This window comes from Flavobacterium sp., from assembly GCF_031537875.1.
GTDB lineage: Bacteria > Bacteroidota > Bacteroidia > Flavobacteriales > Flavobacteriaceae > Flavobacterium.
In genome coordinates, this window is the sequence record NZ_JAVKNB010000003.1 from 1 (window position 1) to 17,127 (window position 17,127).

Here is a 17,127-nt window from a genome sequence, read left to right on the forward strand (position 1 = left end):
AACGGAACAAAAAATGTATCGAGAACCGTTTTTAATGAAATTTTTCTTGTTCTCGATACAATTTTCTTCCCGAAGCGTCGGGAGAAAATCACTCGAACTGACGAAAAATTATCATCAAAAACTAATTACACCCAACGGGTTTTAAGGAGTTTTTTATTGAAACAACAACGGAGCGTATAAAGACAAATAGTCTCGCCAGTTGGACCATGTGTGGCCTCCTGCTGTTTCGTGGTATTGGTAGTTGAATTGTAGGCTGTCTAGTAGTTTACGGTACTCGTTAGAACGTTCAAAAAGGAAGTCAGAGTTACCAATGCCTATCCAGTATAATTTGAATCCGTTGTCTCTTTGTGTTTTTAGCTTGTTAGTAAAATCACTATATACAGCTGCTTGTGAGTCTTTCGGTTGCAACATAGCCGAAGAAAACACGCCCACATAATCAAACGTATTAGGGTAATTCGCCGAGATGACTAAACTGTGCATACCTCCCATAGAAAGCCCTGCAATGGCACGAGACGCTTTCTCTTTCTTTACACGGTAATTACTCTCAATAAATTGGATTATGTCGCCAAAAGCCGCTTCTGTCTTCCCAGAAAACGTAGCAGGACGCATGAAAATAGGCTTCACAAATCCTTCGCTAGATTCACCCGGTGTGGCGGTTTGATCGGCATTGCCATTCGTCATTACAACGATCATTGGTTTTGCCTTGCCTTGTGCAATCAAATTATCCATGATTTGAGCCGTACGACCCAATTCCATCCACGCATTCTCATCGCCACCCGCTCCGTGCATCAAGTACAATACAGGGTATTTTTGTTGGTTGCTTTCATAACCCGCTGGGGTATATACTGTCAAACGGCGAGTGCTTTCAAGCTTTGGCGAAGTGTACCAACGTTTGGCTACCGTTCCGTGAGGGACATCGGTTACTTTGTACAAGTCGGCTTTTCCGCCACCCACTAAAAACACATTGACTACCGTGGATACATCGCGAATCAAAAACGCATTATTCGGGTCGAAAGCTTTAACTCCGTCCACAAAAAACGAATAACTATACAATTCAGGATTGAGTTTTTTAGTCGTTAAGCTCCAGATGCCGTCTTCTCCTTTGGTTAACAAACCACCTTCGGGAATACAGTCGCCTTGTACTTTTACTTCTTTGGCGTTTTTGGCATCCAATCGAAAAGTAACGGTGTTATCCGAATTAATTTCAGGGGAAATGATGTCTTTCTTTTTGGAAAAGTCAACATTTTCTTGTGCTTGAGTTCCAATACCGAAAAGAATTAGAACGAGAATAAGGAGTGATTTTTTCATAGTTTTTGGTTGAGTTGGTTTCATTGTGTCAATATACCGCAATATAAATTTAATTTACGGATTTTAGAGTAGATTTCCTTTTGATTTTTTGGAAGAAGAAATGTCGTCCCTACGGGACTATTCCTTATAAGCAGACTTTGTTGTTACCAAAATTCCATCCCTACGGGATTAGTTAATAGTAATGATTACTAATTAGAAGTTCAATTTTTAACCCCTATGTGAATAGTGAAACGTCTATCCATTCTTACTTTTTCACTTTCAAGTCTATGTTTCTATGTGGTGAAAGAACCATGTCGTCCCTCAGTATATTTTGTTGTTACCAATATGCCATCCCTACGGGATTAATTAAATTTTGAAATTGATATTGCTTTTTGATATTGCAATTGCAGGGAGTGTATTAGTCAATTATCATTTCAGGAATGTCTCCTTCAATAATTAAAGTAGCTTCAGTAGATGCAATAATATGTTCAATACTTACACCAGGAGCGCGCTCCAATAGTTGAAACCCTTTTGGGGTAACTTCCAAAACGGCTAATTCGGTTACCACTTTTTTGACACAACCCACACCCGTAAGTGGCAGGGTGCATTTCTTTAAGATTTTGCTTTCGCCCGCTTTATTGACATGCATCATGGCCACGATAATGTTTTCGGCAGAGGCAACTAAATCCATCGCACCACCCATTCCTTTGACCATTTTTCCTGGGATTTTCCAGTTGGCAATATCGCCATTTTCAGCTACTTCCATAGCGCCTAAAATAGTCAAATCGACATGTTGTCCACGAATCATTCCAAAACTCAATGCCGAGTCAAAAAAACTCGCTCCTGGAAGTGTGGTTATGGTTTGCTTGCCTGCGTTGATTAAGTCGGCATCTTCTTCACCTTCAAAAGGGAAAGGCCCCATGCCCAAAACTCCGTTCTCCGACTGAAATTCAACCGAAATATCGTTGCGAACATAATTGGCTACTAAAGTTGGAATGCCAATCCCTAGGTTCACATAATAACCGTCTTTGACTTCTTTTGCGATGCGTTTTGCGATTTCGGTTTTATCTAACATACTCTCTTTTTTTAACCATTAAGAAATTAAGGATCAGTAAGCTTTTTAAAATAACATTTTTTAGTAATTACCTGTTTTCTTGTATTGTTTACTAATATTTATGCTTTGTTAAATTTTTTTGCCACGGATTTCACAGATTCGACGGATTTATCCGTTAAAATCAGTATAATCTGTGAAATCTGTGGCTGATTTATGACGTACTTAAACCATTAAATGAATTCATTGTTACATTCTTTTTCTCACCGTTTTTTGTTCAATTCTCTTCTCAAACTTTTCTCCTTGAAAAATGCGTTGGACAAATATTCCCGGAATGTGAATCTGGTTGGGGTCTAAAGTACCCGCTTCGACTAATTCTTCGACTTCAGCAATCGTGATTGTAGCTGCGCCTGCCATACACGGATTGAAATTGCGCGCGGTTCCTTTGAAAATAAGATTTCCCGTAGTATCGCCTTTCCAAGCTTTAATAATAGCAAAATCAGCTTGAAAAGCGTGTTCTAAAACGTGCATTTTTCCGTTGAATTCTCGGGTTTCTTTACCTTGGGCTACTTCGGTTCCAAAACCTGCGGGAGTGAAAAAAGCAGGAATTCCAGTTTGGGCAGCTCGGCATCGCTCTGCCAATGTTCCCTGTGGAATAAGTTCTACTTCGAGTTCGCCCGATAGCATTTGGCGTTCAAATTCGGCATTTTCTCCCACATAGGAAGAAATCATTCTTTTGATTTGTTGGTGTTGTAATAATAAGCCTAAGCCAAAATCGTCCACGCCTGCGTTATTCGATATACAGGTCAAGTTTTTGGTTTGTTTTTGGACTAATTCGGCAATAGCATTTTCAGGAATGCCACACAATCCGAATCCACCTACCATAAGGGTCATATTGTCTTCAATACCTTGAAGCGCTTCTTGAACAGAGGATACTTTTTTATTAATCATGTTTTTTTGGTATTAGGTCATGAAATGAAAAACAGTATTGTAGAGTTGGTTCGTCTAACCGAAAATGCAACCTTTAGCCCTGACAGAAACGGCATCCTTTAAGGCTAGGGTTTAGCCTTAAAGATACAGTGAATGGCGGGAAATAGCTTCTAATTCTTGTTCTCCGCACAACAGTATTACAACTGGAACTCTTCGGTATCTTGTTGAATATCGGTCGTGTCTTTAACTACTGCAGCGGGTTTAGAATAGCAGTCTACTTTTATAGAAAGGTTAGCCGGCCTGTCAAAATCTTCTTTAGATACGTGTAGGTTCTCATCTTCGTAGCATTTTTTCATAAAATACCCCCAGATAGGTAAGGCAGCCGTAGCTCCTTGTCCATAGGTTAGCCCTTTGAAACGTGCCGAACGGTCTTCGCAACCTACCCAAACTCCAGTAACTAAATTAGGTACCATTCCCATGAACCAACCATCGGATTGATTTTGTGTAGTTCCTGTTTTTCCAGCAATTGGATTGGTAAACATATACGGATAGCCTGTCCAACGGTTGTCTCCGTTCCCTCCGCCTTGCGTACGCAAACGTTCTCCAGAACCACCTTCGGTAACACCTTCTAATAATTTAATTACTGCAAAAGCGATGTCTTTGTTCAACACATCGTGCGATTCGGGAATAGGTTCGTAAATTACTAAACCACTTTTGTCCTCAATTTTAGTGATGAATTGCGGTTTTACATACACCCCTTGGTTGGCAAAGGTACTATAAGCCGCCACCATATCTTGTACGGTGATTTCGACAGCTCCAAGTGCAATTGATGGTTGTGCCGGAATTTCAGACGTTACTCCTAATTTGTGTGTCAATTCCACTACGGCTTCAGGACCTGTTTTGTCAATTAATTTAGCGGATACTGTGTTGATGGAATTAGCTAAGGCTTTTTTCAAAGTTACCATTCCGCGGTATTTGTTGTCAGAGTTTCTTGGTTCCCAGTCTTCAGTTACATTGTGTTCTCCTTTGCGAATCATAAATGGCCCATCCAAAATAGAATCACAAGGCGACATGCCTAATTGTTCAATGGCTGTAGCGTAAACAAATGGTTTAAAAGTAGATCCTACTTGTCTTGCCCCTTGCCCTACGTGGTCGTATTGGAAGTATTTGTAATTGATACCACCTACCCAAGCTTTGATGTTACCCGTTTGTGGTTCCATGGCCATTAAACCTGATTGAAGGAAGTGTTTGTAGTAGCGAATTGAATCCAAAGGTGTCATGATAGTATCTCTTTCGCCTTTCCAAGTGAACACTTTCATCTTTGTTTTTTGTTTGAAAGAAGCAATAATTTCTTCTTCGCTTTTTTCGTTCGATTCCATGATGCTCCAACGTGCAGATGCTTTCATGGCTTTATTCATGATGCGGTCTGTTTCGGCTTGTGAAATGTTGACAAAAGGTGCGTTTTTATTGTCCTTCGCCTGATTGAAAAATTCTTCTTGCAAATTAGCCATGTGGGCTTCAACAGCTTCTTCAGCATGCAATTGCATACGAGAATCAATCGTAGTGTAAATGCGTAAACCGTCTTTGTAGATGTTGTAGTCAGATCCGTCAGGCTTTTTATTGTCTTCTACCCATTTTTTCATGTATTCTCTCAAATATTCTCTGAAATAAGTAGCCGTTCCGTCTTTATGACTTTCTAATTTAAAGTCTAATTTGATGGGTAAACTTTGTAGTTTTAGTTTTTGAGCCTCAGTAATAATTTCCGCTTTTTCCATTTGCTTCAATACTACATTGCGTCGGTTTCTAACGCCTTCAGGATTTTTAACTGGATTGTACAAGCCCGAATTTTTAAACATTCCTACTAAAATAGCCGACTCATCAATAGTAAGATTTTTAGGCTCTTTAGAAAAATAGGTTTTGGCTGCGGAATTTACTCCCACCGAGTTGTTTCCAAAATCATACACATTACAATACATGGCGATGATTTCATTTTTAGTGTATTGTCTTTCCAATCGAATGGCGATAATCCATTCTTTGGCTTTTTGAATAATACGGAAAGGCAAGAATTTTGATCCTTCGCCATGGAATAATTGTTTGGCTAATTGTTGGGTCAATGTACTCGCTCCTCCACTAGTACCAAAGCTTAAAATAGCTCTTAATGTTCCTCTGCCATCAATTCCTGAATGTTCGTAGAAACGAGCATCTTCTGTAGCGACTAGGGCTTGGACTAAGTTTTTAGGCAGGTCAGAGTATTTTAATTGGGAACGGTTTTTTTCGAAGTATTTACCAATCACGACTCCATCAGCAGAAATGATTTCGGTAGCTAGATTAGAATCTGGATTTTCTAAGTCTTCAAATGAAGGCATAGAACCTAAAAGTCCCCAAGAAGCAAATAAGAAAAACAAGGCGATGCCTCCCATTCCATAAAAGAAATACTTCCAAAATAATTTGGAATAATATTGAATGTCTTTTTCAGAGTCTGGTATCTGATTTTTTTTTCGATTAATAAGAGCCATAATACAATTCTATTCTTTATTTTCTATTCTAAAACCTACATCTGTAATTCCCTCAAGCTGTTCCACTCCCGGGACTTTGCCTTTTTCTCGAACGGCTTGCTTAATATATACTTTATATTTTCCTCTAAACTTTACGTTTTCTTTGTAAAACAATTTACTTTCTTTAATATCGGTAAATCCTTCGCCAAGCAAGGTGCCGTCGGGTTTTGCCATTTGGTATTCCAAAGTATCAACTTTGGTAAATCCGTTTGGTAATTCTAACGCCACTATCAAGAACAAATTGTTAAACGGATAATTGTCATTGCTTCTTAAATTTACAAATAAATCATATCGTTTAGTCGAATCTAATTCGGGTAATTGAAAAGTAACCGTACTGTCTTTATGCCAAGCACTTCCCACAGCATGGTATTCGTCAAACACTCTTTTTTTATCACAAGAAAAAAAGAGAACACCCATTAAAAGAAAAATAAGACTATTTTTTATCCTCATTTTTAGTAATAATTATAGGTTTTCTAGGTTCCCCACTTTTGTTATTTGGATTCGGACGTTTGTTGTTATTAGGTCGGTTATTATTTCCCGAAGGTTTGTTGTTGTTTGGATTAGCAGGTCTTGTATTTCCTGCATTTCCTGCATTTCCTTCAACTCCTTGTCCTTGTCTTGGTTTTTTGTTTGGTCTTTTCTTTTTCTTCGGTTGGTCAAAACGAGTCAAACTCTCTTGCCCCATGGCGTTGTTGAAATTCTTTTCTTGTTCGTCTACCGTTTCAATAGCAAAGTCTTCCAAAGAAGAAACCTTATTTTTTAATTTATTTTCAGCAACAATTTCTTTAACCTGCTCGATGTTCAATACGTGCCAGTTGGCAAAATTATTGGTGTAAGCAAACCACATTAGGCCTTTGAAAATATCTTGTTTTTGACAAATAGCGTCTCCTTTTTCAGTCACTAATTTAGTGTCAAAATCAGGAAAGTCTTTCAAGGCATCCATGTAAGTGTCTAATTCATAGTTCAAACAACATTTCAGTTTCCCACATTGTCCCGCTAATTTTTGCGGATTTAAAGACAATTGTTGGTAGCGTGCTGCCGAAGTATTTACACTTCTAAAATCAGTTAGCCAAGTTGAGCAACACAATTCGCGTCCGCAAGAACCAATTCCGCCTAAACGAGAGGCTTCTTGACGGAAACCTACTTGTTTCATCTCAATTCTGGTGTTAAATTCTTTAGCAAAATCTTTAATTAACATTCGGAAATCGACTCTGTCATTGGCAGTGTAATAAAATGTAGCTTTCGAACCGTCTCCTTGGAATTCGATATCCGAAATTTTCATTTCTAATTTTTGATCAATGGCTAATTCACGTGCGCGCACTTTCATCGGCTCTTCACGATCTCTTGCTGCCGACCAAATGTCGATGTCTTTTTGAGAGGCTTTTCTATAAATTTTAGGAATTTCAGCGCTTTCAGGATTGACGCCTTTTTTCTTCATTTGGACGCGAACTAATTCGCCTGTTAAAGTAACAATTCCAATATCATGACCTGGTGAAGCTACAGTGGCAACAATGTCACCAATGCTTAAGGTTAGTTTTTCTGTATTGCGGTAAAATTCTTTTCTTCCATTTTTAAAACGGACTTCCACGCAGTCAAAAGGAGTTTCGCCATTGGGCGCACTCATGTTAGAAAGCCAGTCAAAAACCGTTAATTTATTGCAGCTATCGGTGCCACAAGTCCCATTATTTTTACAACCCTTTGGTGCACCACCATCTGAAGTTGAACAACTTGTACATGCCATAATTTTATATGTAGTGTTGCAATGAATGCAACTTAAGTTCTTAAAACGAATAAGGTGTAAAGATAGTATTTTTACATTTAAGTTTACAGCCTTTTTGTTAAAGTAAAAATCCCATTTCAGTTACGAAATGGGATTTTAATTAGGTTGTATTTTAGAGCTATTAATTAGCTATTTTCAGTACCGTTTTTGAAAACTTTATATAATTTATCAGACAATCGAACACGAAAAGGCAATTGCATAGTTATTTTGTCTCCTACTTTTGCAGTAGTGTTTTCGGTTCCGTTGACCATCATTTTTTCTAAGACTAATTCTTGGTTTCCAGTGGTTGGTCCCGAAATTAAGATAGTATCACCCACATTTAACTCTTGATTTTCAATTACAAAAAGTCCGATGGAAGCTTTTACATAAAAATGTTCAACTTTACCAATAAGTGCTTTTTTTACTTTTATTTTTTGACGAATGTCGTTAGTTTTTGGGGCTGTAGCCAAAGCAGTATCAGATAGTTCGCCTGAATGTTTGAACTTCAAATTCTCTGATTTTCCTTTTCGGAATACTTTATTGCCTACTTGTTTCCCGCGACGCAATTTTATTTGTTCGTCCACCGGAAGATGAATCGTTTCTAAACATTCGGTAGAACAACAATTTTCCATAGCGGCTTTGCATTCGTCACATTGAATGAACAATAAATGGCAACCGTCATTAGAGCAGTTCGTGTGATTGTCGCACGGTTTTCCACATTGATGGCATTGCGAAACAATATCGTCTGTAATTCTTTCTCCCAATCTGTGGTCAAAAACAAAGTTCTTCCCGATGAATTTACTTTCTAAATTCTCTTCCTTGATTTGCTTTGCATAGTTGATAATTCCACCTTCTAATTGGTAGACATTTTTAAAACCTTGGTGCTTGAAATAAGCCGATGCTTTTTCGCAACGAATACCTCCGGTGCAATACATTACCAAGTTTTTATCGTCTTTAAAGTCTTGTAGTTGGTCGTTGATAATAGGTAAACTTTCTCTAAAAGTTTCCACATCTGGAGTGATGGCGCCTTTAAAATGACCAATTTCACTTTCGTAATGATTTCTAAAATCCACCACAATCGTGTTAGGGTCTTCTAAAATCTGGTTGAATTCCTTGGCTTTTAAGTGTACGCCAATGTTGGTTACATCAAATGTTTCATCATTCAAGCCATCGGCTACAATTTTATCGCGCACTTTCACGGTCAATTTCAAAAACGAATGATCGTCGTGTTCTACCGCCACATTCAAACGAATGCCTCGCATGAACTCATACGCTTCTAAAGTCTCGCGAAAGGCTTCAAAATTCTCGGCAGGAACACTCATTTGTGCATTGATTCCTTCTTTGGCTACATAGGTTCGACCAAGGGCATCAAGGGCATTCCAAGCAACGAATAAATCGTCTCTAAATTTTTTAGGGTCTTCAATTTTGGCATACGCATAGAAAGACAAAGTAAGTCTTTGTTGGCCTGCTTGATCAATCAGCTCGGCTCTTTCTTCTGCGCTTAAGGTGTTGTACAGTTGCATGCTATAAACGTTTAAGTGAGAAATATGTTGCCAACTCTAAATGGAAGAGTTGCGGTGCAAATATAATTTGAAAATTTGAAAATGCACCCATTTGAAAATAAAAAACCATTAAGAAATTAAGTCGCATTAGGTGTTACCTTAATTTTATTAGTTTCTTAATGGTTTCGAAATACTTTGTGACTTAGCGTCCCTGCCTGCGGCTGGCAGGTTTGTGGCAAGTTTAAAAAACAAACAGTAAAGAGGTTTATAATTTATAAAAAAACCATTAAGGTATTAAGTTGCATTAAGTTTTATCTTAATCTTCTTAATTTCTTAATGGTTTAAAAAATCTTTGGGACTTAGCGTCCCTGCCTGCGGTTAGCAGGTTTGTGGCAAGTCTAACAAAATTCTGCGTAAGCGTCTTGTAAGTTTTCCGCGATTAATTCCGCTGGACGCCCTTCAATATGGTGACGCTCTAACATGTGCACCAATTCACCATCTTTGAACAAAGCCATACTTGGAGAAGACGGAGGAAAAGGGAACATGTGTTGACGCGCTGCATCTACCGCTTCTTTGTCAACTCCTGCAAAAACCGTTACTAAATGGTCTGGTTTTTTAGCTCCTTCTAAACTCATTTTTGCTCCTGGACGTGCATTTCTTGCAGCACAACCACAAACTGAATTCACTACTACTAAAGTCGTTCCTGCTCCTTTGATGGCGTTTTCAACAGCCTCAGCAGTATGTAAATCTTGAAAACCAGCGTCAACTAATTCGGCTTTCATTGGTCTTACCATTTCTTCTGGATACATAATTATTTTATATTAAATTAATGCTATACGATATTTGATTTTAATAAATCTTATGCAAAGATAAATAGAAATCTCGTCTTTAGAATGATTCTAATCATAAAGATTTGTTATCGTTGAATAGCTAAATTAAAATCGAAATAGTCGTCCCAACAAAGCTTTGATAAAAAGGCCTTTGGGGCATTTCCAAATCACTTGCAAATCTTGCCAAAAGGAAGTTTCTTCGTCAAGAAATTTGAAAATAAGTTGGGTATTTCCTTTTTGAAAAAGCGCTGAAAAAATTGCCGCTCCCGTTTCATTTTTTTGGTCTAAAATGTCTAATAAAAGCAAATCGTAAAACCAGAATTTAGTCTTTTTATGAAACTTTCTAAAATCAGTTTGAGTTTCTAAAAACGAAAGTAATTCGGTTGATTTTTTATCGGAATTTTTAAAAGTATAACCCGTGCTGGCTTTGGTCCAACCTCCTGCGGTGCCAATATTGATTACATTTTGGGTATTGTGTTTCCAAAAAGGATAACAGGTCATTGGGATATTGCCTGTTTCTTTTTCGATAATTTGGTATTGGCTAATGCCTAATTTTTGAATGTAATTTTCAATTTCTGTTTCATATTCTTGTTTTGAAAGTAACTCTTTAGAGAATAAAGTATATTCCAAAAGGGCTTCAGTTTCTGATACAGGTAAAACGTACATAAAACGCGTGTTGCCTTTTTGGGCTACTGAAAAATCCATAAACGTAGCTTGTTCCGGATTGAAAACAGGAGTTTCGGTTTGAATAAACCAACCCACAAAATGCTGTTGTAAAAGCGGGTATTTGGATTGACGATTTACCCCATTGGGATTGTAAATCGAATTTAAAAGTCGGCTACACGAAAAACTTTGGGTTTCACTTTTCACTAAAATGATGGTTTCCGATTCTTCGATTTCGAGTACTTTTTCTTGGACGAAATCAATATTTTTTTGCTTTGCAATCAAATCCAATACTTGATTGTAAAAATCCAAACCTTGAACTTTATTGTATAGGTAAGGGTATAACTCTAAATTCTTTTGAAAATCAGCATTGGCAAACAAAGCTGAATTCCATTTTTTTGAAATGCTAGGTTCCCAAATTGAGCTGGCTTCTGCCCAAAAACACCAAGTTCGGTCGTTCGTTTGCTTGGCATTTTCATCTAAAAGCAAAATGCGTTTGTTTTGAAATTTTCCAGACACTACCATTTTATAGACCGTCATTAAAGCGGATAAGCCTGCTCCAGTAAAAATGTAGTCGTATTGTTTCATCGCACTTTTTGAAAATTCCTTTCAAAAGTAATTAATTTAATATGATAATGATACAGTTGTTATTTTTAGGCTTGTCTAAAAAAATAATTACCCTAATCAAATTAATTTTATATATTTGATTTTTAAATGATTATTACCATGGAAAAATCGTTAGGAGAAGCCAATCAATCGGTTGCGACACAAAATAAAGGGTCGGTTTTCAGGAAAATATTAGCCTTTATTGGCCCCGCGTATTTGGTAAGTGTGGGTTATATGGATCCGGGTAACTGGGCAACAGATATTGCTGGCGGAAGTCAGTTTGGTTACGCTTTGCTTTGGGTTTTATTGATGAGTAATTTGATGGCTTTGTTATTGCAAAGTTTAAGTGCCAGATTAGGAATTGTTACCCAACGTGATTTGGCTCAAGCTTCGAGAGAAACCTACTCTAAGTTTATAAATTATATTCTTTATTTTTTGGCCGAAATAGCCATTGCAGCTTGTGATTTAGCGGAAGTGTTAGGAATGGCGATTGGAATCAATTTATTGTTTGGGATTCCATTACTTGAAGGGGTTTTGATTACTGTTTTAGATACCTTTTTATTATTGTTTTTGATTAATAAAGGGATTCGAAAAATGGAAGCTTTCATCATCGTTTTGGTAGCGATTATTGGGTTTTCGTTTATTTTCGAAATGATTTTTGCACAACCTGAAATGGGCAAAGTAATTTATGGCTTAATTCCGTCTATTCCCAATGAATCGGCTTTGTATATTGCGATTGGAATTATTGGAGCGACTGTTATGCCTCATAATTTATACCTGCATTCTTCATTGGTTCAAACGCGAAAGTTTTCGAGAACAGATGCTGGGATTAAGCAAGCATTAAAGTACAACTTAATCGATTCTACTATTGCGTTGAATCTCGCTTTTTTTGTCAATGCGGCAATTTTAATTTTGGCAGCCGCCACATTCTATAGAAACGGAATGTTTGAAGTAGCCGAAATTCAAGACGCATACCAATTTCTCCAGCCCATGTTGGGAACAAAATGGGCGCCCATTTTATTTGCAGTAGCTTTGATTGCTGCGGGTCAAAGTTCTACAATCACAGGAACTTTGGCGGGTCAAATCGTCATGGAAGGTTACCTTAATTTGCGTATACAACCTTGGGTGCGCCGAATCATCACTAGACTCATTGCCATTATTCCTGCGGTTGCCGTTATTGTAATTTATGGCGAAGGAATTACAGGGAAATTATTGATATTGAGTCAGGTAATATTGAGTTTGCAATTGGGATTTGCTATTATTCCGTTAATTCATTTTGTGAGTGATCAATCCAAAATGAATGGATTTCATATTAGCAAATTAACCCAAGTTGTTGCTTGGATTATTGCCACTATTATTGTTGTCCTTAATTTTAAATTAGTTTTTGATGAAATTCAAGGGTGGTTAACAACGGCAGAGAATCCTTTGGTTCTTTGGTTCACAGTTGTGCCAATTGCGTTTGGATTTTTAATATTGTTGCTGTATATCGTGTTTACGCCTTTTATTTCAAAAGTAAAATTGACGATACAAAACCATTCTCCACACGATTTAGTATTGCGATTCTCTGAAACACAATTTCATCAGAAAAAAAATATTGCGATTGCTGTTGATTTTTCATTTGCGGATAAGGCTGCCATTCAAAGTGCCTTTAATTTAGGAGGAATGGAGGCTAAATATACTTTGATTCACGTAGTAGAAACTGTTGGAGCAATGATGTATGGAAAAAACACGGATGATCACGAAACAACAGTTGATGAAAAGATGCTACAATCGTACAAGAAAATGTTTCGCGAAAAAGGCTTTAAAGTCAAAACAAAATTAGGTTTTGGTAAGCCTGCTAAGGTAATTCCTAAAATTGTCAATAAAAGAAAATACGACATCTTAGTTATGGGAACACACGGTCATACGGGCATCAAAGACTTGCTTTTTGGGACTACGGTTGACAAACTGCGTCATGAGATTTCGGTACCCTTATTAATTGTGAAAGATGAATCTGTAAATTAAAAAGAATGACTTTTTCAGAAGAAAATTACCTCAAAGCAATCTACCATTTAAGCACTTTTGATGAAGCAGAAGTGTCTACTAACGCTATTGCAGAAATGATGGACACCAAGGCCTCTTCAGTAACGGATATGCTTAAAAAACTAGCCGAAAAAGAATTGGTGTATTATAAAAAATACCAAGGTGCTTCACTTACAGAAAATGGAAGACTAATGGCTAAAATGATTGTGAGAAAACACCGTTTATGGGAGGTTTTTTTGGTCGAAAAATTAGATTTTACTTGGGATGAGGTACACGATGTTGCGGAACAATTGGAACACATTCGCTCCGAAAAACTAATTGATAAATTAGATGATTTTTTAGGACATCCTACCGAAGATCCTCATGGCGACCCTATTCCTGATGGCAACGGAAAAATGATTAAAGTAGACAAGTTGTTGCTTTCTGAGGCAAAAGAAAATCAAGAAGTAATTTGTGTGGGAGTTAAAGACACTTCGGCTGAATTTTTACAATATTTGGATAGACAAGGCATTGCTTTAGGTTCCAAAATAAAGATAGTAGCCATAGAGCCGTTCGATTTGTCTGTGATAATAAAAATAGATGAAAAGCAAGTTATTGTCTCCGATAAAACAGCAACTAATTTATATGTAAAATTAGGTTAGGCACAACCACAATCACCGTCCCCACAATTTTTATCTGATTTTTTCTTCCAAAAATATTTTTTAATCAGAAAAGCAATGGCTAGAATGAGGATTCCAAAGGCTAGAATTTCTTGAATCATAATTCACTATTTTAGAATTTGAAAAGCAATCAAAGCTACCAAATAGGCTAGTCCACTCATGAAGATTAATTGACCTAAAGGCCATTTCCATGAGTTGGTTTCTTTTTTAGTAATAGCGATGGTACTGGCACATTGCATTGCAAAAGCGTAGAATAATAACAACGAAATCCCAGAAGCAAAATTGAATATTTTTTGCCCTGTTTCAGGATTGATTTCAGCTTGCATTTTGTTTTTAATTGTATTGTCGTTGTCGCTATCGCCCACACTGTATATCGTGGCAAGGGTTCCAACAAAGACTTCTCTAGCCGCAAACGAACTAATAATAGCTACTCCAATTTTCCAATCGTAACCTAAAGGTGAAATAGCAGGCTCAATGGTTTTACCCATTAAACCAATATAGGAATTTTCTAATTTTTGCGAAGCAATAGCATTTTGTAACTCGGAATGATTTAATGGTTTTGCTAGGTTTTTTTCAATCACGATTTTCTCTGCATTCTTAAATTTTTCACCAGGACCATAAGAGGCTAAAAACCACAATACGATGGAAATAGCTAAAATGATTTTTCCGGCTCCAAAAATGAAAGCTTTGGTTTTCTCAATCACATTGATGCCTACGTTTTTAAACATAGGTAATTTGTAATTGGGCATTTCTACAATAAAGTAGGTTTTGCCTTTTATCTTCAAAATTTTATTCAAAATATAAGCGGAGAAAATCGCCATCCCAAATCCCAAAAGATACAACAACATTAAGGTTAAACCTTGCATATTGATGATTCCAAAAACGCGTTTTTCCGGAATTACTAATGCGATAATAATAGCATAAACGGGTAGTCTAGCTGAGCAAGTGGTAAACGGAGTGACTAAAATAGTAATCAATCGTTCTTTCCAATTTTCGATATTTCGCGTGGCCATAATAGCAGGAATAGTACAAGCTGTTCCCGAAATTAACGGTACAATACTTTTGCCCGACAAGCCAAATTTTCGCATGATTTTGTCCATCAAAAAAACTACTCGGCTCATATAACCACTTTCTTCTAAAATAGAAATGAACATGAAAAGAAAGGCGATTTGCGGAATAAAAATAAGGATTCCTCCAATGCCAGGAATAATCCCTTGAGCAATTAAATTGGTCAATACGCCTGGTGCTAAATTTTCATTTGCCATTACACTAAAAGAAGCAAAAGCATTGTCAATAAAGGCCATCGGAATTTTAGACCATTCAAAAATGGATTGAAAAATTCCAAAAAGGATGAAAAAGAAAATGGCATAACCCCAAACTCTATGTGTTAACACTCGGTCAAGAATGGCACGGAAATCTTTGGCAGAATTGAGATCAATTTTGAGTCCTTCTTTAAGTACATCATTGATGAACTGGTAGCGTTTGATGGTTTCTTTTTGTTGCAAACGTTTTAAGTCAGAATGCGACTTGGTATAGGAATTACGAATTTCGTTTCGATCCAAATTCAAGAAGTTCACATCCTGAGTAATGACCAACCATAATTTGTACAGCAGTTGATTAGGAAACGTTTTGCGTAAGGCTTCAAAATACTCTTCGTCTATAACCGAAGCATTTAAGCAAGGCTCTTTAGGGATGGATTTGTAATTTACAATCAGTTGTTTGAGTGCTTCAATTCCAGTTCCTTTTCTGGAGCTCACTAAAGCGATTTTGGTTTTTAATTTCTCTTCTAAAAACGGAATATCTAATGATATTCCTTTGTATTCCATTCTATCCGCCATATTAATGACTAAAATAGTTGGTATTTCTAGATCTTTTATTTGAGTAAAAAGAAGTAAGTTTCGTTTTAAGTTTTCAACGTCAGTTACCACAAGCGCCACATCTGGATAGAGCTTGTCGTTTTTGTTCAACAATAATTCAATTACCACATTTTCATCAATGGAACTTGCATTCAAACTGTAGGTTCCAGGCAAGTCAAGAATATTGGCTTTGTAGTTGTTAGGCAATTTACAAAAACCAATTTTTTTCTCCACCGTAATACCCGGGTAGTTTCCTACTTGCTGGTTTAAACCTGTCAATTGATTAAAGACAGAGGTCTTTCCCACATTAGGATTCCCGATTAAAGCGACATTGATATTGTGACTGCTTAGCATTAGTTGTTTTCGATTAAATCTACTTCGATTTCTTTTGCTGTTTCTACTCGAATGGCTACGTGCGAACCATTAATATTCAAGTACAAAGGGTCGCCAAAAGGCGCTATTTGAAGTAATTCAACCACATTGCCTGGCAAACAACCCATTTCTAATAATTTCAACGGAACAGCATCTACATCAAATTCTTTGATGATTGCTTTTTCGCCTTTTTTGAGTATATTTAATGTGGTATGCAAACCTTATTTAGATTGAATTAAGATTGCAAAAGTACAGATTTTAATAGTAAACCAAATGATAAATATCATTTTTATACTAAAAAAATCAATCGAAAAGTAGATTTATTGTTCCGACAAAAAAGCAATATCTTCAATCAGGCGTTGCACGTCTTCTTTATTCGTTCCGTCATAAAAACCGCGAACGCGTCTTTTTTGGTCTACCAAAACAAAATTTTCGGTATGTACCATATCGTACAACTCTTCAGGCTTGCCTAGTTTTACTGCTAAATAAGATTTTCTAGCCATAGTGTAAATGGCTTTTTTGTCTCCGGTAACAAGATTCCATTTGCTATCGACAACATGGTGCTTAATGGCATATTCTTTTATTACAGGAACGCTATCGGTTTCAGGAAAAACGGTGTGAGAAAGCAACATTACTTTAGGATTATTGAGAATCGCTTTTTGTACTTCCTCTAAGTTGGTGGTCATTTTTGGGCAAATAGAACCACAAGTCGTGAAAAAGAAATCAGCAACATATATTTTGCCTTCATAATTTTTTTGGGTAATGGTTTTTCCATTTTGGTTGACAAAAGAAAAATCTGCAATGGTATGGTACTTACTCACATATTGCACGGTGCTATCTACTAATTCGGGATTGACATCGGCGGGATTGTAAATAGGTAGAGATTTAGCAGGTTTTAATGCCATATAAAACAGAGAGATGGTCACTGCTGAAAATACAATTAGTACTCCAAAGAAGATTCGATATTTGTAAAAAAAAGCTTTCATCAAAATTGTTTGATGCAAAAATACAAAATTCAAAAGTGTGTTTGTTAAA

At 36.8% G+C, this 17,127-nt stretch carries 15 protein-coding genes; 2 read left to right on the plus strand and 13 right to left on the minus strand.

All coding sequences use genetic code 11. The annotated features are described in order from the left end of the window. Positions 1-153: 153 nt before the first annotated feature. The 9 genes from RMR09_RS00905 to RMR09_RS00945 form a co-directional block, all read right to left on the minus strand. Positions 154-1,308: an alpha/beta hydrolase-fold protein gene (locus RMR09_RS00905; RefSeq protein WP_310593956.1), complete on the minus strand. Its 1,155-nt coding sequence runs from the start codon at positions 1,306-1,308 to the stop codon at positions 154-156. Between the two features lie 397 nt (positions 1,309-1,705). Then, on the minus strand, positions 1,706-2,362 hold the full coding sequence (locus tag RMR09_RS00910; RefSeq protein WP_310593957.1) for a CoA transferase subunit B: 657 nt from the start codon (positions 2,360-2,362) through the stop codon (positions 1,706-1,708). A 225-nt stretch (positions 2,363-2,587) separates the two neighbouring features. After that, positions 2,588-3,289, minus strand: coding sequence for a CoA transferase subunit A (locus RMR09_RS00915; RefSeq protein ID WP_310593958.1), 702 nt, complete (start codon positions 3,287-3,289; stop codon positions 2,588-2,590). A gap of 176 nt (positions 3,290-3,465) precedes the next feature. Continuing rightward, positions 3,466-5,784, minus strand: coding sequence for a penicillin-binding protein 1A (locus tag RMR09_RS00920; protein WP_409070946.1), 2,319 nt, complete (start codon positions 5,782-5,784; stop codon positions 3,466-3,468). 9 nt (positions 5,785-5,793) lie between these two features. Next, positions 5,794-6,273, minus strand: coding sequence for a gliding motility lipoprotein GldH (locus tag RMR09_RS00925; RefSeq protein ID WP_310593959.1), 480 nt, complete (start codon positions 6,271-6,273; stop codon positions 5,794-5,796). Beyond that, on the minus strand, positions 6,257-7,564 hold the full coding sequence (locus RMR09_RS00930; protein WP_310593960.1) for a regulatory iron-sulfur-containing complex subunit RicT: 1,308 nt from the start codon (positions 7,562-7,564) through the stop codon (positions 6,257-6,259). Before RMR09_RS00930 ends, RMR09_RS00925 begins: the two co-directional genes overlap by 17 nt. Before the next feature lie 164 nt (positions 7,565-7,728). Further along, positions 7,729-9,105, minus strand: a complete 1,377-nt coding sequence (locus RMR09_RS00935; RefSeq protein WP_310593961.1) for a rhodanese-related sulfurtransferase — start codon at positions 9,103-9,105, stop codon at positions 7,729-7,731. Positions 9,106-9,482: 377 nt separating this feature from the next. After that, a complete protein-coding gene (locus RMR09_RS00940) occupies positions 9,483-9,893 on the minus strand; it encodes a BrxA/BrxB family bacilliredoxin (protein WP_310593962.1) in 411 nt (136 codons plus the stop codon). A gap of 126 nt (positions 9,894-10,019) precedes the next feature. Beyond that, on the minus strand, positions 10,020-11,165 hold the full coding sequence (locus RMR09_RS00945) for a lycopene cyclase family protein (RefSeq protein WP_310593963.1): 1,146 nt from the start codon (positions 11,163-11,165) through the stop codon (positions 10,020-10,022). Positions 11,166-11,303: 138 nt separating this feature from the next. On the opposite strand from RMR09_RS00945, the gene RMR09_RS00950 reads away from it, so the two are divergent. Continuing rightward, positions 11,304-13,187 carry an Nramp family divalent metal transporter gene (locus tag RMR09_RS00950; protein WP_310593964.1) on the plus strand — a complete coding sequence of 628 codons (1,884 nt, stop codon included), beginning with the start codon at positions 11,304-11,306 and terminating at the stop codon, positions 13,185-13,187. Positions 13,188-13,192: 5 nt separating this feature from the next. Continuing rightward, the gene (locus RMR09_RS00955; protein ID WP_310593965.1) at positions 13,193-13,846 is read left to right on the plus strand and encodes a metal-dependent transcriptional regulator; all 654 of its coding nucleotides are present in this window, start codon (positions 13,193-13,195) and stop codon (positions 13,844-13,846) included. On the opposite strand, the gene RMR09_RS00960 is transcribed toward RMR09_RS00955, so the two are convergent. From RMR09_RS00960 to RMR09_RS00975, 4 genes are all read right to left on the minus strand, one after another. Next, positions 13,843-13,965, minus strand: a complete 123-nt coding sequence (locus RMR09_RS00960; protein WP_310593966.1) for a FeoB-associated Cys-rich membrane protein — start codon at positions 13,963-13,965, stop codon at positions 13,843-13,845. The two genes, RMR09_RS00955 and RMR09_RS00960, sit on opposite strands and share 4 nt — an antisense overlap. 6 nt (positions 13,966-13,971) lie before the next feature. After that, on the minus strand, positions 13,972-16,074 hold the full coding sequence (gene feoB, locus RMR09_RS00965; protein ID WP_310593967.1) for a ferrous iron transport protein B: 2,103 nt from the start codon (positions 16,072-16,074) through the stop codon (positions 13,972-13,974). Then, on the minus strand, positions 16,074-16,310 hold the full coding sequence (locus RMR09_RS00970; RefSeq protein ID WP_310593968.1) for a FeoA family protein: 237 nt from the start codon (positions 16,308-16,310) through the stop codon (positions 16,074-16,076). The genes feoB and RMR09_RS00970 overlap by 1 nt, the downstream gene beginning before the upstream one ends. 102 nt (positions 16,311-16,412) lie before the next feature. Next, positions 16,413-17,078 carry an SCO family protein gene (locus tag RMR09_RS00975; protein ID WP_310593969.1) on the minus strand — a complete coding sequence of 222 codons (666 nt, stop codon included), beginning with the start codon at positions 17,076-17,078 and terminating at the stop codon, positions 16,413-16,415. Positions 17,079-17,127: the final 49 nt, after the last annotated feature.